Genomic DNA, 22,303 nt, shown 5'->3' on the forward strand with positions numbered 1-22,303 from the left:
TAACATATTTTGGGCTGTTTTTATCGGATTTTTCTTAACATTCAACACTTTTGGTCTAGCGGTTGTACAAGGTTGTTTGATTCCTTAGAGATATCAAAATAAAACCCGTTAAAGTAGGGCGTGAAATCTCCAAAGGTTCCTGAACCATCATCATTTGGCAAGTCAATCATTAATACTGACATTCCCAACGCCAAGCATTGATAAATAATAGAGGCAATTATTACCGATTTCCCACTCCCGGTAGTGCCGATTACCATCATGTTTCTCGACTTTGATAGGTCAATGTGAACCGAGGATTGACCTTCGTCAGCAACTAATTCAAAACCTTGTTTATCACCGTGCGCTGTTTGAATGACTGGCGTTAAACCAATTACTTCACTGGCAAAGAAAGTGGCACGTCTGTTGAAAGGAAAAGTCAGCTGCGGTCGCTGTCTCAACAGCAAAGTGTCAAGCCAGATTGACCATGTATATTGCATTTCTCTAATCAACTCAGCCGGTTGATTGATATACCCTGAAATCAGCCTGCAAGCGTCGTCGATTTCGGAAGGAGAATTGCGATAAACAAGGATTATGACAGCTACATTTTCCGGGACATCACCCGTGTAAAGCTGCTTCTGAGCATCGACTGACCGCTCTGTATTAATTTGCGCTCCTACGTCAATAGTCTTTTTACTGGCGCTAGCGGAGGCATTTATTGACCGCCTCGTAATCAATTGTTGGGTAAGCCTAATCATTTTTTGATCGGCTGGGCTAATCTCTGTTATTATCTCGACATCATAAATAACCTCGCGTGAGAATACGTCCCATAAAAAGCGTACTTGCTGATAGGTTGAAGCAAATACCTCTGGTTTTTGGGCAAGCGTCATTACGCCGATATACTTCTTTTTGTCAGTACTCTGGTGGGGCAAACATACCCAGCGCCTATCAGCGTGAGGTATGCCGTTATTCAGAAGTACGGATGTAGCGTGCAATTGGTCGTTATACCGCGATGGGTTGGGCGCGGCTTCGTTAATCTCCTCCCTTAATTCACCAGTATCATAAACCAAGGTATGGGGCACTTTTACAGCCTTTGCACCCATTCTATCAACTAGGTCGTCCCACAATTGCTTGTCTGATTTTGGCGAGGGGAAAAAGCCCATCTCAGATAGTATTTGTTGATGCCGCAAAGAGACTATTATCGCTTTTTCAAGAACTTGAATTAAGTTTTGAAGACTGAGTTCAGTCGCTCCTGTTGGTGTGAATTTGCGCTGTAAAAAGTTTGCCAGTTTAACTATCGCTCTATCTACCGCGTCACCACCTTCGGTACCTCCTGGGCGGACAGTGAAAGTCGTGTAAATACTGAGCTTGATATCCTTGCGCTGATGATTACGTGTGAGTTCCTGCATTCGGGCAACCTGCCCCCAATCAAGAAACTCACTCTCAAGAGATACAGGGTTATCTAGCCTCTGGCAATAGCTTTCAATCACTTTGTCTTCGTCGCAAAACGAAGACCAACGAAAGGTGAATTTCTCACCCTCGGAGAACTCTTTACAGCCGTTCTCAAAAGCCTTGGCAATTCCCTCCAGTCTTTCTGATGAATTAAACAGTGGGTGAAAGCCAGTGCATTCATATCCGAATACTAATTGCAGGGTGTTGTTAGTGTCGCTTACTTGTTTTTTGCTCAACAAGTAAGCTCCGATTTGATAGTTCCCCTTTTTTAGTTTTACTAAAGTTGTTAAGTCTAAAAAGTCTTCAAAGGGTACTATTTTTTGATTACGAATACTGTTTTTTACCATAGCTTAGGCATCCCCTTGTCACCCGCCCTTTTTTTGTTTTGGGGCGAAGTATATCTGATATAGCCACGAGTGAAAGTTGGAACGCTTGGGAACACTCTTGACCAGAACAAGTAAGGACGCTTCCCAGATAAAACTATCACCGTGGCACTCAACCAAACCCCAGCCAGAAGTCCCCAAATTATTCCCGCCCCAAACATAATTGCGATGATGAAGCCCACGCAAAACATAAATAAGGCGACTGCAAACTGAAAGCCAGTAAAAATGCCTATTGTTGCATTTTGACCAAGTGACTGATTCACCCGTTTCATCGGCGATTTATTATACTCGCTCATCACTAGCAAGCGGCTGTAACGCCGTTAAATAATATGCTTTGAGCAATCCAAAGCACCAGGATTATGAAAAACACGCCTACGGGCTGTTGAACCATCTGCGTTACTTCCTGTCCTTCACCAATGCCGTTGGCAACTTTAAGCCCAGAAGCCACAAAGTATACAAACAAAAGTACTGTGATGGTTGCATTTATAACTGCCGGAAGTGCTTGAATCGCAGCCGCGCCGCCAGCCGCACCACCGCCACCAATACCACCAGCGCCGCCGAACATACAAGTCATTGCCACCTGGGCCGAATCGAACAAGCCCCACCCATAAGAGGGCATTGACTGCATGACAATGATTGTCGCCGTACCGGCAGCGTTTATGTGATGCTGATACTTGCGCCCAATCGCCGCGCTAGCCTTAGCAAGAACTTGAGATTGTGTTCTTCGCACAGAATTATTAGATGCCAAGGCAATTACTCCTTTTTTCATTGTTCTAGGAAAAATCTAAAAATCACCTTATTATCGAAGTTGGAAGTAACAAAAAATCTACTTCCAACTTCCCACTTCTGACTTGTTTAATGCTCTTTGTTGAAATTCACTTTCTATGTCAGCTAAAGTATGTTCCCTAGCTAGTGAGCGAATTTCCTGAAGTACTGTAATGTGACACTCGTATAATTTTGCATAGCCATCTAGACCACCTGTTTTTTTGTTGGTGAACTTCTGGAACTCTGGCAAGTACTTCCGAGCTATGTTCAAATATGCTTGTAGTTGTCTTGCAGAAACCTTTGGCTTTAACATCGCCGCAACTTCTGGTCTTGTTAGTTCTTCATTTTGCCAGGTAAACCTCCCTATCCCCATGACTCTGAGAACTTCTTGGAACTTCTAACTATACATAAAATACCCGCCTTTTTCGTGGCGGGTAATTGGCATTTGCAAAAATAGAGAAAATTATGCGGCGCTGTTCGGAGTATTAGCCGGAGAGTGGTTCTTGTTTACAAAACATAAAAGCCTTTCGCTTTTAAAGTATCTGCTTTCTTCAAGAATGTGAGCTATTTTCGGTAATTTCTTTACCCAGTAAGCATTTCAGAAATTAGATGTCTTTGTCCTGGAACTTTACCTTGATTTATCCATTTTTCATCTAACAGGGCGCAAAGTTGGTAGACAACAAAATGGGGATTTCGTTTCGCTTTTCCTTCTAGACCCCAGCTCCGAACAGTAAAATCTGCGTATCCTAAAATGCGTGAAAGTTCGGGGTAGGTTAATTTCCACTTCTTCTTAAACTCTATTGGGTGCATAGTATTTATCTGATACTTGCATAAGGAACTTATTTAATATTTATAACATAATTAATTAGTCAAATCTTTATAATCTCGTGTCAGAGGATAAATAATTTTATTATATTTATTTATCTTAATATCTTGATAAAACATATTAGCTATTATCGGATTTATCCAATTTATCTATAATAGAGATATTCTCTTTTAACCAATCAATTTTATGTCCAACACAGATCCTAATTTTCAGCAACTCTTTCAACCCAAAAGTCAAGTTAATGAAGATAACGAAAATCCCACCCTATTAGCCAATCGCCTAACTCCCACTGATGACCAAATCAAAGACTGGCTACAGTCACCACAAATCAAACAGTGGCTTACAAAACTACTAATGGGCATACCGAATAATCTCAAGGTAGAAGCGATAAATACCATCATCAAAAATGTTATACAAAACCCAGACAAAGACTATCGAGTACAATTCGGTAGTTCAACTATTGGAGTCGATGTTTTACGGTGGCAAATCTGGGCATCCTATAAATTACCTTACGCCAGTGGAATCAAAACTCCTGATTGCCCCTATACTTTGAAAAAACATTTGGATGTTTCCAACCAACTTCCCGGATGACATAATTCCGTATTTTCGTTAAATTCCCACACAATACCCGATCTATTCTTCCCAAAAGCGCCATGCTTAACTATCCATTCTTACCAAAACCATTATGCTTAACTGCCATTAACTTAGCAGATGAATAAACCTTGTATTGAACTAAATTTGATGACGTTCACAGAAACATTTCTTCACATCCATTTTAGGCTCTAGCCCATGAACAGCTTTCATCGCACAAGGATATTCTTTAGAGTTAGTAAGCTAATTGGATTTTCGATTTGGGACAATGAGTTAGCTTTAGAGCTACCCTTGTAGAAGAACAGAATCTCTCAACTACTCTTTGACTCATGATCAGGCTCCTTCAAGTCGAAAAATTTCCGATTCTGATGTTGCCGGAAATCGAGGCGTATTTAGAAAGTGGACTATTTCGTGGGATTGGCAAGAAAACTGCTCAAACTTTGGTCAATTGCTTTGGAAGTGAGACTTTATCGATATTAGATAACAACCCCGAAAAACTTTACACTGTTCCCGGACTAACTCAATATCGTATTGATGGTATTACCAAAGCTTGGTCAGAGAGTAAAAAGAATCCGAACTTGGGAGTGATTACCCAACTTTTGGCTGTGGGAACTTCATTGAAGTTAGCTTTGAAAATTTGTGACTATTACGGACACAAAACTTCATATATTCTGCAAAACAATCCTTACAGATTAATTGATGACATTGACGGCATCGGTTTTAAAACTGCTGATGAATTAGCCATATCTCTTGGTATCCCGCTATACAGCGATACTCGTTATATCTCAGCTTTAATCCATGTTTTAAAATCCGGCTTGCGTGAAGGGAATTGTTTTTTACCGTCTGAGCAATTAGTAAGTATTGCCACTGACCTGCTTTCTTCACCACAGCATACGCCCGATGTTCAATTTTTAAATACAATCATTCAACAGTTACTCGAAAAGGGAACTTTAGTTTCGGGTGATGTTGGTAATAGTGTTTATCTCAAAGCTGCTTATCGGGCTGAACTTTCTGTGACTTTGAAGATTCTTGCTCTCCTTGACCAACCAACTCACCCCACTGAACATTTAGAACACTGGTTAGCCGAATTCCAAACTACTGACTATCGCCAACTTTCACGTTTAAGTGATGAACAAATCAGCGCCTTGATGATGGCAGCCAAACATCCAATTAGCATTATTACTGGTGGCCCTGGTCGAGGGAAAACTTATGTACTGAAAACCTTAGTTGAATGGTTCATTCATACTGATAAAGCGATTGCACTTGCCGCTCCAACAGGGAAAGCTGCTAACCGGATGAAAGATGCTACAGGCATTGAAGCAACTACTATTCACCGTTTATTGCAATGGCAGGGGCATCAACAGGTTTTTCTTTATAACGAGGATAATCTTCTAAATCTTGATTGTCTAATCATTGATGAATTTTCAATGGTTGACATATTTCTGTTCAATTCGCTGCTCAAAGCCTTGGACAAAAAAACCAGAATTGTACTGGTAGGGGACTTTGATCAATTACCCAGTATTGGCGCGGGAATGGTCTTGCGGGATTTAATTGTTTCTGAACTCGTGCCAACAACTTTCTTACAGACGATTTATCGTCAACGGCACGAAAGCCCGATTATTTATGCCGCTAATGATGTCAATTCTGGCATAGTCCCTACACTGCACAATTTTAATCAAGTTTCTGATTGGATGGATGTCGGTGACTGTGCAATGATTCAAAAAGATTCGCCCCAAGCGACCTCCCAAGCCATCGTTGAGTTGGTTAAAGCTATTGGCCAGTCAGGTGTTGATTTAAATCAACAACTAATAATCTTAGCGCCCCAAAAACAAGGAGACTGTGGAGTTCACAATCTCAATCTGCTTCTTGCCCCCATCTTTAATCCCAAACAAGAAAATCAACCACAAGTTGTCTCTGGGTCGGTTGTCTACCGAGTCGGCGATCGCGTAATCCAGCTGAAAAACCGTTATGAAACTGTCCCGCCTGTGATGAATGGCGAGATCGGTCAGGTTATTGCTGTGGAGCCGGAAAAATTTCTGCTTACAATCTCTTGGGAGGGTGGCGCAGTTGTTAATTATTATCCTGGAGACTTCGAGCAAATTATGCACTCGTTTTGTATAACTTGTCACAAGAGTCAAGGTAGCCAATTTCCTTATGTGATTTTCCCATTGGTCAGGGCTAATTACCGGATGTTAACCCGTCAGCTGCTCTACACGACTATGACTCGCGTAATGGGTACATTTATCGCAGTTGGACAGCATGAAGCATTGAAAACTGCTGTCGCTACTGATAAACCCGCCCAGCGTTTTACTGGACTAACCAATCTCCTCATTTCACCTGTTGAGCAACTTAGTGAAATCTGGCAGAGTTTGAGCAACACCAGAAAAACCACTTGTGCGGCAACATCTGCGTCTACTGTTACTGTCGCTTCTAGGCTACAACAACGCCAACTGACTGCAACACAAGGACAGATGACTACTATTGGTAGTCTTGCACTACAAATGTATGAGTCTAAATATGGTTATCGTCCGTCAAAACAGCCCGAACTTGTCGGCAAGTTTCGCTTTAATACTTATCACTATGAAACTACCGCAATTGAGTTAATTGATTCAGCAATTGACGCAGTTCTGCTCCAATAATAAAACCCATGCCCAAAATGAGAACAACGGTCGCATCCAACCAGACTACTCTTGAAGTACACTTTTAACATTTATGGCTATTCCAGCAGCACAGTTAAAGATCGGGCAATCGGTGAAGTATCTGATCGGTACTCGAAGCGGCATGAGTGCAGCAATAACTGATATCAGCAAATCATCTCTTAGTCTCAAAAATACTCATATTGTTACTTTGACTTTCGATGACGATTCATTGCCAAATCACTTAAAAACACAACAACTAACTGTTTATGACGAATTGCTTGAAGGTTGTGAAATAATTACATTTTAAAAAATTAAAATATCGTTGGTTGCTCGGCATCGCAATTTGCCGACCAATGGTCGGCAAAAACTTAATTATGATTCTCAAAAACTAATCCTTTATATGAGCCAAGATCAAGGGTGTTAAAAAGAGCGGGAATTTGCAGACCACCATACCAAACGATGTCTGTGCCTTCCCTTATGCCCTCTGTATAAATGCGTTTTTGTAATATAAAGTACTTTGATTGACGCAATTATAATTACTGTAGGCATCGCTATGCAGTATAATTTTCTGTATTATACTCATCTAGGTAAATAGGCTAAATAAACCTCCCATCAACTTATTTTTTTACCTAGATAAGTATCATGATACAGCACAGGAATTTCATTCCATGTTAAAGTTGTATTTTTAACTGTGTAATTTACGACATCATAGACTAACTCGCAATCACCTAAACATCCTTCGCCCATTAGGGAGCATCTTGGCGTTCGTAAATAGAATTCATTAAAGTAAAATGGCACATCAAATTGGGATAATCTCTTTTAGTCGTAAATATTTTTACCCCTGACCAAGATGCCAGCGCCTTTAAAAGTTGACCTGTCACCAATAGAAGATCAAGCCCTACTAGCACTCACTCAAGCAAAAGGTATACCACCAAGAACTCAAAGTCGTGCCACTGTACTACGCTTATCAGCCGCTGGATGGACAGTGCTAAAGATCGCACAATACTTAAAATGGCATCCACAGACTGTACGCGACACAATTCATCGCTGGTACTGGGGCAAACTCGATAGTTTGTGGGATTGTTCGCGTCCGGGTCGCCGTCGCCGATGGCATAACCCAAATATCAAGTCTCTGCTTCAATTCAAAATATCTTTATTTAGCTATCAACTTATTTTTATTTTATTTTCTTACATCTCTTACATCTATTTAATGCTATTTCTCCACAGTCATGGCGTTTCTAATACTTATGCAGTCAAAATTTACAGGCAGTACAAGGATGAAGCACTCGCTACTCTCACCAGCAATCCCTACCAGTTAGCTGCTGACATCTACGGTATTGGTTTTCTGAGAACTGATAAAATTGCCTTTAATTTAGGAGTTGCAGCTGATAGTCAGTTCCGTTACCGTGCTGGTTTAATTCATGTTTTGAACGAAGCTGCTGCCGATGGGCATTGCTATTTACCCCAGCCAAAACTCATTGAGAATGTTATCAAACTGCTAACTACAGCAGATCACACACCCGAAGAAAATGCCCTCGCTGATATTATCAAAGATATGGCACTCAAGGATGACTTAATCCGCGAGAAAAGCGAAGACCAAACGCTGCTATGTTATCTACCAACGTACTTTCACACCGAACAGAACCTTGCTCAATTAATACAATCTAGATTTTGCCAACCAGTTGCACAAGATATGCCTCGTGTTCGCGCCTGGATTGAGCGCTTCACCAAGAGTCATAAAATCAAACTTTCACCACAGCAACGGCTAGCGGTAGAAATGGCTGCATATTCAAGGGTAATGATTCTTACTGGTGGCCCCGGTTGCGGTAAAACTTTCACCACCCACACCATAGTCTCTCTGTGGAAAGCAATGGGCAAATCTATCGCCTTAGCTGCGCCAACTGGACGCACTGCTCAACGCCTGAGTGAAATCACACAACTCGAAGCCAAGACGATACACTGCTTGTTGGAATTTGACCCAAAGACAATGGGCTTCTTACGCGATAATCAAAACCCTTTACCCCATACCGCAATTGTCGCCCTAGAAGCTAGTATGCTTGATTTGTTTCTGGCATCTTCTCTGGTAAAGGCGATACAATACGGTTCCCAACTACTGCTAGTGGGTGACGTTGACCAGTTACCCTCTGTCGGTCCGGGTCAATTCCTTGCTGACTTGATTAATTCTGGTCACGTTCCGGTGGTGCGGTTGACCAAGGTATTTAGGCAAGCCCAACAGAGCGCAATTATCACCGCCGCTCACCAAATTAACCGAAGCCAGTTTCCCACTATTGAACCGATTTCCGATAATCCCGTGTCTGAGTGTCTGTGGCACGGCGGCGGTCATCACCCCAAACATGGTGTTAAAGCAATATCCGAAATCATTACAGACTTGATTCCCCGCCTCGGTTACAATCGAGCTACTGATGTGCAAGTGCTTTCCCCCATGTCGCGGGGTTTGCTTGGGACTCGTAACCTCAATACCGTATTACAGCAGTTGATTAATCCGCCCAGTCCCGACAAAGTAGAGATTACCACGGGCGGGAATTTATTACGAGAAGGCGATCGGATCATTCAACTGACTAATGATTATAATCACGAAATTTTTAATGGCGACTTTGGAATTATCAAGACCATTGATCTTGAAGAGATGAAAGTTACTGTGCAGTATGGTAAGCATACTGTCGTTAGGACCAGAGCAGACTTAAATCAAATTGCCCTCGCCTGGAGCCTCACCATTCATCAAAGCCAGGGGTCAGAATATCCGGTAGTGATTCTGCCAATCTATACGCAGCCTTATATGATGTTGTCTCGTAAACAGTTGTACACAGCATTAACTTGTGCCAAGCAGTTAGTGATTGTCGTTGGTTCCAAGAAAGCGATATCCAAGGCTTTGCGTTCTACTGACGACCAACTGCGATATACGCGATTACAGCAGCGGTTGGAAAGCGCTTTTTTGCACCCGACGATTGCAATTTAGAAATGTTCAACTTAACAATTTCACCCGGCTTGCGGTTGTTGCTCTCAATCAAGAGTGAGAAATCTGGTAGCTAGCCCGCATTTCTCACTCTTCTCAAGGCGTTTGATGGAGCAGAAGAGAAGTAATGAGTAATGAGTAATGAGTAATGAGTAAAAACTTCTTACTTCTTACTCATTACTTCTCTAGCTCCCGTTTGCGGTTCTAGAAAAAAAGTGTCTTAAACACAAAGCAATCAAACCGCTCTCAAAAAAATAAACTAAAAATGACTCTATAGTTTTATGGCGTGATAGCGATAAAAGAGTGGGCTATCCAAATAAGGCATCAGAAAGCACCGAAGCAACAAAAGCAGGGGAGAATTTTGTCCAAATTCTTTAAAATAAGCACCTTTGCCCGGTTGAGTCGATGGGGGATATTATTCCCCGCACCTCTCAGTTAGATCCGTGCGTACCCATTTCTGTGTACACGGCTCCCGATGTTCTTAGCTTGCGCCTTTGCTCATGTGCTTGTAATTGTGGCAACTCTCATGAATTGCTTCCAGATTATTTTTCTTCCAGTTGGCGTGATTTCCATCGATGTGATGCAGATGAATCCGTTCTTCATCGATGAATTTTAAACCGCAGGAGGCACATCTATGGTTTTGCTTTTTAAGAGCAATAGAAGTTTCGCCGTCGTAGAGCTTACTATTACGTTCGCTCCAGTAGGCTGTGTTTCCGTCATAGGGGGATTTAGTTCCTTTGACCATGACGTGTTTATTTTCGGAGTAGGAAACTGTTGGGAATGCTTTGTCTAGTAATTTCTTGCTAGAGTAGCGGTCTTGCTTGGTTTCCTTGTTCAATACCGTGTAAGCTCTTTTTTGGATGTGGTATAACGAGTTTCTAGACCCGTCCATCTTGCAGAACTTATGGTAATTTCTCCAACCTCTAACTATTGGAGCCAGCCTTGTGGCTTTTTCCTTAGCACCATAATTCGAGTTGTTGACGATGTGTTTTACTTTCTTACGAAAAGCTTTGAAGTTATCCACTGAGGGAATACTTTTGAACTTTCCGTTTTTCTGGACTTTAAAGTGCCAACCGAGGAAATCAAACCCATCTGTCGCGGCGGTAACTTTGGTTTTCTTTTGGCTTACATTCATTCCGCGTTTGCGGAGGAACTCGCTGATTCTTTCAAGTATCTCTATCGCGTTATCTTCGGGTCGGAGTATAATAACCATGTCATCCGCGTATCGGATTGATGGTTTGACAATACTCTTTTCTGAGGTGTTGTCTGTGATACTTTTACCGAATTTGTATTCGGTGTGGTATCTGTGTATACTCTCAATCCCATTGAGCGCGATGTTGGCTAGTAATGGGCTAACCACTCCCCCTTGCGGTGTACCCTGTTCGGGGAATTCTGGGTTTACTCCAGCCTTGAGGCATCGGAAAATACCGAGTTTTAAGCCTTTGGGTGCGATGAGTTCGTCCATTATTGCTGAGTGGTTAATCCTGTCGAAGCATTTTTCGATGTCGAGTTCTATCACTCGTTTTCCTATTCCATTACAAGAAGAGCGGAGGTTGTTATAGATGTACCTTTGTGCATCGTGAGCAGAGCGCCCAGTTCTAAACCCGTAACTCCTAGCGTGGAAGGTGGCTTCGTGTGCTGGTTCGAGCGCATATTTTGCGAGGCATTGCCAAGCTCTATCCGCGATGGTTGGTATTTTAAGCATTCTGGTAGTTCCGTCCTTTTTAGGGATAGGGATTTCCCTTAGTCCTTGATGTTTCCAATTTCTACTATTCATTTTCAGTAGTTCTTCAAGATTGAAGCGTTCTTTAAATGAGAGGGATTTCTTACCATCAATACCCGCCGTCTTTTTACCAGCGTTTAGCTGAGATACAAGTCTAATTGCAAGAAATCGAGCCGAGGTGGATTTTAGAATAAGCTTTTGGAGTAACCTAGCTTTCCGCTTGTCTCCAACAAGAACCGCTTTATACACACGCTTTTGGAGGCGGAAAAGGTTTCGGCGGAATTTCTTCCACGGTAAGGCTTTCCAAGATTCACTAGTTTTGTAACTGTGTCTAATCATTTTCTCTTCTAGAGTTTGTGTATTCTGAACACCTCAGACCAATTACGGTCTGTCCTACCCGAATTGTGGGGATTCCTCCGCTCGTCTGGGCTACTGAGGGTTCGACTGCCCCTAGACCCACAACTCGTTTTTATTCGTTCCCTCGGAGAGATTGATTGTTCCGTTAGATGTAGCCAGTTTGACTGCTAGATTCCCTGGACTCTTTGCCGTTATTGAAAACCTGATACGGCGGGAATGTATCTCTAGCGAGGTCAGGGATTTTGTGTTGCGCCCTGCCCGTTAATAAGTCGCTTTTTTTAGGCTCTATTTCATCGTGGGAACTCCCTGTTAGCGCCAGTGTCAACCCGCAACGGTCGTCTGATTGCGCCCTGTTCCCAGCTTCACTCTACAAGAACCGAGCTTGTTCGGTGTGGGCAGATAAGGAGTCAATTCTGAGTCTGAATGGCAAGACTTGCACTTGCATCTGACCGAGAGTTCAGCCTTTAGTGACAGTAATCTGCTGTCAGGCTGGCTTAGTTATGTACGGGCTGGATACCGAGATTCACTAGGCAACGAATCGCGCGTTTTCTTTAACCAAAACATGCACCTGTAATCTTTGTGTAGTCAACTGTTAGAAGTATGCTCTTTGTTCTTATACATCACTTATTAACTATGAAGTCATTTTTAGTTTATTTTTTTCACCTATTTTTAGGTTTTTCAATATAGGTGTATTTTTAGGGGGAACCACAAAAAAAAGATACCAGCCGTGTTCTTAATTGCTTGTTGGGCGGCGTGGATCTGGACTGGATCGTACTTTCGTATCTTTATGAGCGGGTAAGTGCCTTACCACCCAAATCGGGAAAATTGACTCGCCTGAAGATGAAGCGATCCTGCGCTACTTAACTAGATACCTACACTTGAAAACAATGGCGGCAGTGGGCTAGTACAGTATTAGTACAAAGCATCTGCGGCGATTATTTTTCAAAGGAGCGTGCCTTTGTGCGATACCTTCTCTACGAGACCTACGCGAACGGTAAACGTTCCGCAGGAAAGCTGTCACCCATGCCTGAGATAATGGGAAAAGACCGGGGGTGGTTTCGGGAGAGCAAAGTTGAAGATTGATAGACATGGGAGAGCAAAGATTCTCTCGCCAGAAGAAATTCAACTTCTGTTCTCGCAGGGGGTAGACTCGCTACGAGACAAAGCGCTGTTTGCAGTCATGCTTTACACAGCGTGCCGGGTGAATGAAGCAGTGACATTGCTTAAGCGCGATGTCTATGACACCAAAGGAAAAGTCAGAGCCAAAATCACCTTTCGCAAAGGAAACACTAAAGGTAAACTGGCTACCGGTGCCATTCCCGTAATTCAAGAATTGCGAGTCAGGCTGCAAGCATATAAACCGCGTGATGATTCCCCTTGGCTGTTCCCTGGAAATGCTGACCACTCCAGAGCCAATAACCACCTGCACCGGGATTCGGCATTGTGGATATTGCGAGTCGCTTGCAAAAAAGTAGGAGTTGAAGGCGTAAGCTCTCACAGCTTTCGGCGCACAGCACTCACCTCGATGAGTAATGCCGGAATTCCCTTAAGAGTGATTCAGGAAATTTCTGGGCATCGCACGTTGGACGAGCTGTACAAGTACCTGGAGGTAAGAGAGGATCAAATATTGGGAGCGGTATCATCTTTAGCACTACTTGCTCCGGTTTCGTCAGACGACTTCGGGAAACCCTGTTTAGTCGAAGTGACCGATAATTCAGTAAAGGAAAGGCATTGACCCCATTTTACCAAAAAATCGATTTAGCAAGACAACAACCGCGCAATTGCTGAAAGCGAAAGTAAAAATTGCTCCAAAGATACGGTTAGTTATGAGGAAGGTTTAGCTCCCCTCCATAGGCAACACTTCTTCACTTAGCAAGGCGTAAAATTCTGGTACTGCCGACTCAAGCTTACGCAGTTCATTTGCCGCGATCGCTTCAAGTTCCAGCACCGTCTCCCAGCGCAAATCCTCAACCCATCGCTTAAGGATGCCCTTAATCGCATAAACCCCCTGCTTGATACCAGAGCGAAGCATTTCCACACAGTGGAGTAGCGTAATGCGATCAGTGAAGAGAGCAGAGGGGCAGGGGGGCAGAGGGGCAGAGGGGAAAGAACTTGTACAAATTTCTTCTTTGTTTCTCAACTCCTCTGCTCCTCTGCTCCTCTGCTCCTCCGCTCCCCTGCTCTCATCTGTAGTATCCTCCCCTTGGCAATGGGAGTTCCCTATAGCATCAAGGGGGGGGATGGATACGGGCTGCTGATTAAGTCCAGCACTATACACAGCAGGGGTTTGGGGAGCATAATAAGTTCGATTTTCTTTTTGATTACGCTTCGTTTCACGATGAGCAATTACATGCATTGCAAATTCCAATTGCTCTTTATCTAAAGAGAAAAGTTTCACCTGTTGACCCCGTTTACCCTGCTTACGAAAGGTCAACTTTAGCCCCAGCTGCTCTACTAAAGTGGCTAGCAACCAAATAGGTTTACAGTCACTGGGAATAGTAAACCCAAGAATTGCTTTAACGTGAGCAGCACAATGTATAGCGATCTCCGTCATCTTGAGTAAGGTGGAATCCGAGGCAGTAACTTCATCACCCCTCACTAAACTTAAGAGAATCTGATGCAGCCCCAGATTAAATCTAGCCAGCCACCGCGCCGAATAATTGCCCCAGTCGATGCACAAAGGTAGATTGTCGCGCTCGGTGCGGTCTTTTTGGGTGACAATTGTTGGTGGTGTAGGATAAGTTTGCCCAGTTTTGGGGTCAGTAAACGATTCTTCGGGTGGGGCTAAAATGGCTTCAAGTCCAGCAATTGCTCTAATTAAGCGGCCACCTTTATCCATTTCTACGAGTGATTCGGTTACTTCGATGCCGTAAGAATCAGAAATGCGGAATTTTTCGCATTCAAAAATTTCATTAGGGTCAAGGTAATCTTTGCTCTGACGGGCGCGGTACTCGCTCAAAGTAATATTCTTGGCCTTGGCAACAGCCGAATTGTGGGCACTATCCAAAGCTTGTGCTGCTGCTTTAAGACTTTCGAGAGATTGAGGATCTGAATCACTGCCCACATATATAAATGTATTGCCCATTTCTGTGAGAAGCGATCGCAAGTCATCACGCAGATTATTGAGAGAATAGTGGCGGTTAGCCATAATTTGACAGTAAGCCTCAAGCGCCCAATCTTTCTCTGCGCCCCGCTTACCCGTTTCTCTGTCAATCCGCAACAGAAAAGCGGTCATTTCATTGGTTTGGAGCAAGCGCTCTTTAATCTTGGTAGCATTGGTATCCTTGTAACCAAAGGGAGGACGCTTTGCCACCCAAATATGAAACGGGACTTTCGGGCGATAGCGGTAAAGCTGTTGGGCGCATTCAGTAGCAGTTTGGGAAACGCCGTGAAACACACCAAATACTAAGTCAAAATGATACTGGGAAATATCGACACCAGTACCGAGACTGGGAGAGGCGAACAAGGCATCAAAGTTTTTGACGGCGTTGGTGATATCTTTGATGAAAGCGACATTCTCATCACTGCCAGAATTGTCAGAGTGAACCGACCAGATACGATATTTTTTTTGTGTATGTGATTTTTCGGAGTTAGATTCTTCGTATTTGATTGTAAAGGATTTGTCGAGTTTTTTGATGAAACGCTTACTGTCGCTGGCAACCATAACTTTTTCACCAAGCATCAGCGCTGCCGAGATTTGGGCGACTATGGCGCTTGAATTATCCCCCTCGTACCAATAAATTGTGCGCTCCCCGTTTCGCCACTCGTTTTTAATGATGTACGGGACTTCACCTTTTGGTCGCATCGCAAGAAAGAAGTTTACCGTTAAATCGTCCATGTGTGCATCAGCGATGACGACCAGAGGCGCATTGTATACTATATATTCCAGTACCTCCAAAATGGCGGCGCGATGTTGTTTGCAAGTATTACTGTGCAGCAGGTGGGTAAGGTATTGGCAGGCTTCATCTATAAATATGCAACCGTAGGTGAGAGACTGAGTATTCAGCTTGTGCAAGCTGTCAATAGTAATACTAAGGGCTTGAGCCTGGGCTAAACCTGTGTAACCCAAGTCTGAATACATCGCCGTCCGCAAGCGTTCGGCAAGATTTTTCAGCAAATTTACGCGATGCCCATTGTTGAGAAATCTGGCATCGGGGTTTTGGTCACGCCACCAGCGCATAAGTTCAGTTTTACCAGTACCCATGTCGCTCCAGAGTACGACTAGTCCTGATTTGGGGAAATTGAAGGTAGGGGATTTCTTCGATTTGTCTGAATTAACTCCGCCAGAATCGGTAGACTCCTTCTTTGGAGGATGTCCTTTTATAGATGGCGTGAAAAGTTGTTCCTTTTCAAGCTCATAAAGCTCAGGCACTCTCAAGCATTTTTCTTCAAGTTCAGGAATGCACAAAGCCTCAGAGAGATACTTGATATTAACGGTGACATCTGGTTTGTATTTGCTAAGTCCCCATTTTTTAGCCCGATACGAGCGTTGGTAATCGGCAAGTGATTTGGCATCGTCTATAATTGCAGTCAGCAGAGCATTGGCATCTTCACTGCGACTAACTACAAAATCATCAACGCCTTTTTCTGGCCCCGGCAGTAATGCAACTTCACATTTAGAACCTGCCGATTCGATTGCTTTTGCAGTGCGAACAGTGGCTTGGTAAACTGACCATCTGGTTTTAGAAGAAGTTTCGTAGTCAAAAAGAATTATGAACTTGCGCCCCGCCTGAGCCATTGGTACTAAGTCAGGATGCAATCGTTCATCAAAATCCCGTCTTCCGACCCGCCCGTTCCAAATTCCCGGAAGTGCGATCGCTACAAACCCCAAAGAGAGCAAGCAAGCGGCTTTCTTCTCCCCTTCGCATAAGATAATCGGAATCTCTGGATGCTGCTTTATCCACTCCCAAAATATTAATGGATTGAGTTGATCCAGCAAGCGCAGCGCTAAAAGTGAATGATAGCGCTTAATTAAATAACGCTTTGCAACTTTGTCCCAGATAGGGTTAGCGACATCGAAGTAGGTAACACGGTTGGGGGTTTTGGGGGGTGATTCGTACTTAACTGGCTTGCCTTTTTCCCAATCAATGCGAGGAAAGTTCGGCTTAATCCGCCCCCACTCCATTGGTTGCCAGTTTTTAAAGGGGTCAAGTGACTGAATCCACGTCCCACCCAGTAATAGGTGCTGATACATTTTGATGTATCCATCTGTTACCCGACCCGCATTCTTACGTGGGATTTTATCAGATATGAATAGGAAATCATAAACTGATTCTCCCTCAACGTGAAAGAAGTTGCGCTTAATCAACGCCGGATGAATGGCACTACCAACTGTCAGCTCATGGTATTCGGCAGCCGTGAGATTGTTTGGATATTCAGTTGTCGCTGCGTTCATCGGTTCTCTCCAAAGAATTTTTTAGGGAGAACTCTTTCAACCTGCGAAACCCTTGCTCTAGCCTGGATATTCCGAAAATTTCCCTTCGTCACAGCACAAAATTGCCATGCGAAAGCTGCACTCGACCCCATGCGCTCTACTACTGCGCTCTTGGGGCGTTCTTTATTTATCACAATATTTTCCCCTGATAACTCGGTTTACAAGCTTCAGAGGGGGTTGTTGCGCCGCTAAGGGTTTTTAACTACGAAATTCGGGTTTTTTCTTAATCAAACTTAATATCTCGCCCCTTTGAGGAATTTCAACAGCAAAAACTGCCACACGAAAAGCACCAGTTTCGTGTGGTTTCTCGTATAATACAAGAAGCAGCGTGGACTTAATCTCTTTTGACCAGTTAGTGGAATCAAGTCGCCAAACTTTAACTACCACCGCTTTGGTTTTTGTGAGATAACCCCGCTCTGGAGTTATTTAGTTTTTTGCTCCTTGGACAAAGCGTTACTTCTTAAGTACGTTTTGTCCTTTAAATTTTGTGTTCCTGTATATTTACCTCCATCTTTTGTTCGTTCTGATCTTACAATGCCCTCTGTGTTTAACGTTGTTTTGATTTTTGCTTTTGACCTCCACGTTTTTTAAGGATTCTTTTAGGGGTAATCGAGGGTTGGTAGCACCTCTGTGTAGGGTAGATTACCCTGTAATATTATGAAAAGCTTTTGCTTAAGATGCGACCGCTAAATTTGGCAAAGCATTGGATACACGCACCAATCCTTGTGGATCGGTTAAGATATACTTTTTAATTACTGGCTGGAGAGTAAAACTAATTTCTTTAGTAACTGGATTTTTACTGCTTTCAATCAATGATTGTTTTTCCAGATTTTCTAGTGCTTTAATCAACTCTAAAGTTGACACAGACGCTTTCTGTCTCTGCCTGATATCACTTAATAACTTGGCAAAGCTAATAAATTCTGTAGTTGAAACTATCTCCTCTGCTGTGTAAATCAGAATTTTTCGCTCAATTTCTGTCAATACGTGACCAAAAACATGATTAAGCATTGCTTCAAACTTACTACTGACAAGAGTTGTTGGGTTTTGAAAAAATACTTGTGTACTGCCAGAAAAAAAGTGATTAATTCTCTCAATTACTGCCTCTAGTTCCGAAGGATTACCACGATAAGTTTGAATTAATTGATGGCACTTTTCTGTGTCAGTCAATCCTTTTTCAGACAAAAACTGCATTGCCGCATCTTCATCTAAACCTTCAATTCTAAAAAATCGAAGAGGTCGCTTCGCTACTATCAGATCATTCAGCTCATCAAGCAGAATTCGATTAGTCAAGAGCAAACAGCTTTGATGCTGTTCTTCTACTAAACGGCGAAAAAATAGTCTGTAATCTAGTCGTTGCTCTAAATTTTTTGTCTGAAATAACGCTTCAGATTCATCTAGCACAACCAAGCAACGGCGTGATTGCATCTGCTTCATCAACATTGTAATCATTGCTTGAGTATACTTAGGTGAGCTTGAGGGTGTTTCTAAAGGCTCAATTATATCTAACAGTTCGGTTACTAAATCCTGAAGTAGTGGTGCATGAGCAACTGATTTCCAAATCAAATAATCAAATCTAGGTTGAGATTCTGCACTAATTTCCGCTAGAAGTTTTGCCGCTAATGCAGTCTTACCGATTCCTGCTACTCCTACCAAGGATATACATCGCTGTTTAGCTATTAATTCTTTTAAAAGAGTTAGTTCCTTTACTCGTCCGTAAAAACTAGACACATCAGGTAGTTGTCCTCCCAGAACTTGTATTAAGTCGTTGGCAGGGAAGTTCGGCTCCTCTTTTGGCGCAGATTGAGCATAATATTCTTCAGTAACTTGTTCCAAAAAATCACGCAGATTCTTTTTGCCAACCCGTTCGCCATTTCCAATAGTTTCAGAAAGCATATCCCACAATCGACGGGCTATGCCACCTTTTAAGTAGTTAGGACTGTAAGATGAGTTACTTGCTATTTCTTCATAGTCATTGTCATCCCACGCTCCCTTTATAACAAGGATTTCAGCCTCGGATAGATATCTACCTTTCTTGGCAAATACTAACTTATTTACTACAGCTAGGGCTAGTTCAAAAGTAACTTTCACCGTAAAAAGTACTTTTGGTGACTCCTGTCCTGTTTGCTTAAGGGAGGAGTGAGTAGGAGCCTGGAATTGCGATTCAGTACTAAAAACTGTAACCTTGTTAATCATTTTTACACAGTAAATGCCCGAAATGGGCATTTTTATAGATTAGGCTTAGTTTTAAGAGGAGATTGCATTGTATCAATCATATTTGATTTTTCATTTTATAGTTAATTTTTTTCAAAAAAGTACTATAGAAATTTCTAATGTCGGTTACTTACAATAAGAATTACTTTCGTAGACACATCTTGGATGGAGTACGGTAAGAGAAAAGAGGAAGATTAGCACTTACACTTAAGGCTATTTACTGAAATTGGCTACTGAATTTTCATTTCAGCTAAACAGTGAGTCTTCTAGTAATTATTGTTTAGTGTTATATTTGTTACTTCTCTTCCTAAGCAATGCAGGTATTTAATGGTACTATACATTGATGTTTAAAATGAGGCTGCCTAAAATTTTCAATTTATATGTTGTTCCATTGCGACAGCAAGAGGTAGCGTGAGTAAATTTCTATGCATTACGTTATACATACTAAAATATGGGTTACTGTATCAACCCTCTTTGCAAACAACGTCAAAATCCTGATGACGTTAGTCACTGTCTCTTATGTGGGACTTCATTGCTAATTAACGACCGCATTTGTCTAGTTAAGCCATTAAGAGAGCTTACCGAAAACCCATTTAGCTATATGGAAGTTTTTGAAGTGGACGATGCCGGCACTCAATGGAATCCTGGGCGTAAGCGGCGAGTCATGAAAGTTTTAAAATGGAACACACCTCAGTTAGTTGATCTTATTGAGCGGGAATCTCTCACCTTACGGCTTATTGAACACCCATGTATTCCTAAAAGTACTATAGATGACTTTTTCACTTTTATTCCGAATAATAGCTCTCTAACATTGCATTGTTTAATCATGGATAAATTTGAAGGAGAAAATTTAGAACAATGGTTAGAGTCTAATGGGCGAATTTCACAATCCGTAGCATTACAATGGCTTCGACAGTTAGTTGAAATCCTTGATGAAGTACACCGTACAGAAATTTTTCATAGAGATATTAAACCTTCTAATATAATTCTTCAGTCAAGTGGACAACTTGCATTAATTGATTTTGGTGTAGCACGGCGAGTGACTGATACCTACTTGGCAAAAGTCAGTGGAAGTGGGGGATCTAGCACAGGTAGGGGAGGACGATACGAAATTACATCTGTCAGTACTCCTCGTTACTCTCCATTGGAGCAAGTAAATGGTCAAGCAGTACCTCAATCAGACTTCTATGCTCTGGGTCGGACTTTTGTGCAATTAGTGACTGGCATTCAATTGATGGATCTTCCAACAGATAAAAAGACAGGAAATCTAATTTGGAGAGAGCAAACGCCGCAGATTGACAAGCCCTTTGCTGATTTTCTTGATGAATTAATGGCTCCTTTACCAGGGCAGCGTCCGCAAACAACTAGAGTGATTTTGCAGAGGTTAGAAAAACTACCTCAGCAAATTAAAAATTATAGATTAGCTAATTCTAAAGTTTTTCAATATAGCAAATATACATTGATTGTTTTGGGATTTTTTGGGTGTGTCTTTCTCTCTATACCTGTAGTAGCTAACTACCTAGTAACTCAAGGACAAAAGTTAGAAGCAGCAAATAATTCTCAGGGAGCACAAGATTTTTTTTACTGGGCTATAAAAATTCGTTCTCAGAGTAATCGGACTATATCAAGTTTTTACTTTGATAAAGCTGTCCGTAGCACCAAAGACCTTGAGTTAGCTAAAAAATATTATGAATTAGCAATTAAATACAATAACCGTGATGCAGATGCTTATAGTAATTTAGCTTTTGTTTGCCAGCAATTAAACCAAGATAACTGTGCGATTAAAAATTATGAAAAGTCATTTAAATTAAAGCCTGACAATTGGGAATCGCGTTTTGGGCTAGCACTTTTCTATGATGATAGACGAATGTATGATTTGGCAGAAAAACAGTATATATTAGCCATTGGAATGAGTAGAGAAGCAATACCAGCCATTAATAATTTATCAAGATTGAAGATTTTAGATGGCAAATATGATGTCGCAATTGATTTAGCTAAATCCGGTTTACAAAAAACTGAAAATATTAAATTACAGTCTACTTTATACAAAAACTTAGGTTGGGCAAAATTAGAGTTAAAGCGTTATGCCGAGGCAAAGGCTGATTTGGAAAAATCAACAAAACTGGATGCTAGGACAGATGCTTACTGTTTATTAGCGCAAGCGCAAGAAGCATTAGGTGAAATTAATGATGCCAGGCTGACTTGGGAGATATGTTTGATTGCCGAGTCTAATCAGTTAGAAGTTCAGCAGTGGAGATTGCAAATCTTAAAGCGTTTATTGGGAGAGTTTGTGACGCCATCTTCGCCCTAAGCCTTTTTTTAATTTCCTGTTTACTGTATGCTACTAACTAGCAAATAGCCATACAAAAATCTTGATGCTTACTTTACACAATTCGACAAGTGCAATAGTCAAAAAAATATTCACAGTTCAAATTGTAGCACTCGCATCAATATCAACACTAGTTGTGTCAAGTTCTAGTAATGCATGGGGGCAATCTCAACTAATAGCCTTGCGTCAGTGCAAGAATGTTGATGGAAAGGTGATGAGTCCAGGCGATCGCTACTTGCCAGCAGGTAGTCCGCTGTGTCCGGGAGATCAGATTCACCCAGAGAATGGAGCCACAGTTACAGTCGTTTGCTATTTAAATCGAAAAATTTTATACATTAATCAAAACAATTTTTCTGACGCTGCCAACAAATGTGCGCCATCACAAGTCACTGAGGCAGATAAGTTTCGATGTACAAATCTTAAACCGCAGAACTGTCCCACTACGCTTAAAGGACCAGATGATGATAACTATGTACCAAGACCAACATTAATTAGTCCTTACATTAGTGGCGGTAGAATCTTGACTACCCGGCCATCAATTTCTTGGCGTGCAGTTCCAGGAGCTACTAGTTACACAGTAGAGATAAAGGCAGAAATGTTGAATCCTAATACAAAACTTTACATATCTAGTTACACTAACTCT

General features: G+C 42.0%; 13 protein-coding genes and 1 pseudogene. 7 read left to right on the forward strand and 7 right to left on the reverse strand.

What is annotated here, in order from left to right:
• Positions 1-41 precede the first annotated feature (41 nt).
• Genes ABF638_RS28765 through ABF638_RS28780 form a run of 4 tightly spaced genes read right to left on the reverse strand, consistent with a single transcriptional unit; the run spans position 42 to position 2,949 of the window.
• Positions 42-1,775, reverse strand: coding sequence for a helicase HerA domain-containing protein (locus ABF638_RS28765; RefSeq protein ID WP_435026301.1), 1,734 nt, complete (start codon positions 1,773-1,775; stop codon positions 42-44).
• Positions 1,769-2,107 carry a hypothetical protein gene (locus ABF638_RS28770; protein ID WP_435026302.1) on the reverse strand — a complete coding sequence of 113 codons (339 nt, stop codon included), beginning with the start codon at positions 2,105-2,107 and terminating at the stop codon, positions 1,769-1,771. Before ABF638_RS28770 ends, ABF638_RS28765 begins: the two co-directional genes overlap by 7 nt.
• Before the next feature lie 2 nt (positions 2,108-2,109).
• On the reverse strand, positions 2,110-2,580 hold the full coding sequence (locus tag ABF638_RS28775; protein ID WP_435026303.1) for a hypothetical protein: 471 nt from the start codon (positions 2,578-2,580) through the stop codon (positions 2,110-2,112).
• 57 nt (positions 2,581-2,637) lie between these two features.
• On the reverse strand, positions 2,638-2,949 hold the full coding sequence (locus tag ABF638_RS28780) for a hypothetical protein (RefSeq protein WP_185582021.1): 312 nt from the start codon (positions 2,947-2,949) through the stop codon (positions 2,638-2,640).
• 639 nt (positions 2,950-3,588) lie between these two features.
• On the opposite strand from ABF638_RS28780, the gene ABF638_RS28785 reads away from it, so the two are divergent.
• The 4 genes from ABF638_RS28785 to recD2 (ABF638_RS28800) all read left to right on the forward strand — a co-directional run bounded on the left by ABF638_RS28785 (position 3,589) and on the right by recD2 (ABF638_RS28800) (position 9,609).
• The gene (locus tag ABF638_RS28785) at positions 3,589-3,993 is read left to right on the forward strand and encodes a hypothetical protein (RefSeq protein WP_435026304.1); all 405 of its coding nucleotides are present in this window, start codon (positions 3,589-3,591) and stop codon (positions 3,991-3,993) included.
• A 329-nt stretch (positions 3,994-4,322) separates the two neighbouring features.
• Positions 4,323-6,632 carry an SF1B family DNA helicase RecD2 gene (gene recD2, locus ABF638_RS28790; RefSeq protein ID WP_435026305.1) on the forward strand — a complete coding sequence of 770 codons (2,310 nt, stop codon included), beginning with the start codon at positions 4,323-4,325 and terminating at the stop codon, positions 6,630-6,632.
• Between the two features lie 73 nt (positions 6,633-6,705).
• Positions 6,706-6,939 carry a hypothetical protein gene (locus ABF638_RS28795; RefSeq protein ID WP_292720552.1) on the forward strand — a complete coding sequence of 78 codons (234 nt, stop codon included), beginning with the start codon at positions 6,706-6,708 and terminating at the stop codon, positions 6,937-6,939.
• 543 nt (positions 6,940-7,482) lie between these two features.
• Positions 7,483-9,609 carry an SF1B family DNA helicase RecD2 gene (gene recD2, locus ABF638_RS28800; RefSeq protein ID WP_435026306.1) on the forward strand — a complete coding sequence of 709 codons (2,127 nt, stop codon included), beginning with the start codon at positions 7,483-7,485 and terminating at the stop codon, positions 9,607-9,609.
• A 478-nt stretch (positions 9,610-10,087) separates the two neighbouring features.
• Here the strand turns inward: recD2 (ABF638_RS28800) and ABF638_RS28805 are convergent, their stop codons facing one another.
• Complete coding sequence (locus ABF638_RS28805) at positions 10,088-11,668, reverse strand: group II intron reverse transcriptase/maturase (protein WP_435026307.1); 1,581 nt, start codon at positions 11,666-11,668, stop codon at positions 10,088-10,090.
• Between the two features lie 1,090 nt (positions 11,669-12,758).
• On the opposite strand from ABF638_RS28805, the gene ABF638_RS28810 reads away from it, so the two are divergent.
• The gene (locus tag ABF638_RS28810; RefSeq protein WP_435026308.1) at positions 12,759-13,421 is read left to right on the forward strand and encodes a tyrosine-type recombinase/integrase; all 663 of its coding nucleotides are present in this window, start codon (positions 12,759-12,761) and stop codon (positions 13,419-13,421) included.
• 102 nt (positions 13,422-13,523) lie between these two features.
• On the opposite strand, the gene ABF638_RS28815 is transcribed toward ABF638_RS28810, so the two are convergent.
• Together ABF638_RS28815 and ABF638_RS28820 are read right to left on the reverse strand one after the other, a co-directional pair.
• Positions 13,524-17,081, reverse strand: a complete 3,558-nt coding sequence (locus ABF638_RS28815) for a plasmid replication protein, CyRepA1 family (RefSeq protein ID WP_435026309.1) — start codon at positions 17,079-17,081, stop codon at positions 13,524-13,526.
• A 711-nt stretch (positions 17,082-17,792) separates the two neighbouring features.
• Positions 17,793-19,313, reverse strand: a complete 1,521-nt coding sequence (locus ABF638_RS28820; RefSeq protein ID WP_435026310.1) for an NB-ARC domain-containing protein — start codon at positions 19,311-19,313, stop codon at positions 17,793-17,795.
• Between the two features lie 469 nt (positions 19,314-19,782).
• On the opposite strand from ABF638_RS28820, the gene ABF638_RS28825 reads away from it, so the two are divergent.
• Both ABF638_RS28825 and ABF638_RS28830 read left to right on the forward strand, forming a co-directional pair.
• The gene (locus ABF638_RS28825; protein WP_435026311.1) at positions 19,783-21,642 is read left to right on the forward strand and encodes a protein kinase domain-containing protein; all 1,860 of its coding nucleotides are present in this window, start codon (positions 19,783-19,785) and stop codon (positions 21,640-21,642) included.
• Between the two features lie 154 nt (positions 21,643-21,796).
• Positions 21,797-22,303 (forward strand): annotated as a pseudogene (locus ABF638_RS28830) (hypothetical protein); the annotation flags it as partial.

Source organism: Nostoc sp. CALU 1950, assembly GCF_051172895.1.
Taxonomy (GTDB): domain Bacteria; phylum Cyanobacteriota; class Cyanobacteriia; order Cyanobacteriales; family Nostocaceae; genus Nostoc; species Nostoc edaphicum_A.

Excerpts from the sequence above, each read along its gene's own strand:
- ABF638_RS28775 (WP_435026303.1), bottom strand. The coding sequence starts at position 2,580 with ATGAAAAAAGGAGTAATTGCCTTGGCATCTAATAATTCTGTGCGAAGA.
- recD2 (WP_435026305.1), top strand. The coding sequence starts at position 4,323 with ATGATCAGGCTCCTTCAAGTCGAAAAATTTCCGATTCTGATGTTGCCG.
- ABF638_RS28825 (WP_435026311.1), top strand. The coding sequence starts at position 19,783 with ATGGGTTACTGTATCAACCCTCTTTGCAAACAACGTCAAAATCCTGAT.
- ABF638_RS28805 (WP_435026307.1), bottom strand. The coding sequence starts at position 11,668 with ATGATTAGACACAGTTACAAAACTAGTGAATCTTGGAAAGCCTTACCG.
- ABF638_RS28820 (WP_435026310.1), bottom strand. The coding sequence starts at position 19,313 with ATGATTAACAAGGTTACAGTTTTTAGTACTGAATCGCAATTCCAGGCT.
- ABF638_RS28770 (WP_435026302.1), bottom strand. The coding sequence starts at position 2,107 with ATGAGCGAGTATAATAAATCGCCGATGAAACGGGTGAATCAGTCACTT.
- ABF638_RS28785 (WP_435026304.1), top strand. The coding sequence starts at position 3,589 with ATGTCCAACACAGATCCTAATTTTCAGCAACTCTTTCAACCCAAAAGT.
- ABF638_RS28795 (WP_292720552.1), top strand. The coding sequence starts at position 6,706 with ATGGCTATTCCAGCAGCACAGTTAAAGATCGGGCAATCGGTGAAGTAT.
- ABF638_RS28780 (WP_185582021.1), bottom strand. The coding sequence starts at position 2,949 with ATGGGGATAGGGAGGTTTACCTGGCAAAATGAAGAACTAACAAGACCA.
- ABF638_RS28765 (WP_435026301.1), bottom strand. The coding sequence starts at position 1,775 with ATGGTAAAAAACAGTATTCGTAATCAAAAAATAGTACCCTTTGAAGAC.
- recD2 (WP_435026306.1), top strand. The coding sequence starts at position 7,483 with ATGCCAGCGCCTTTAAAAGTTGACCTGTCACCAATAGAAGATCAAGCC.
- ABF638_RS28815 (WP_435026309.1), bottom strand. The coding sequence starts at position 17,081 with ATGAACGCAGCGACAACTGAATATCCAAACAATCTCACGGCTGCCGAA.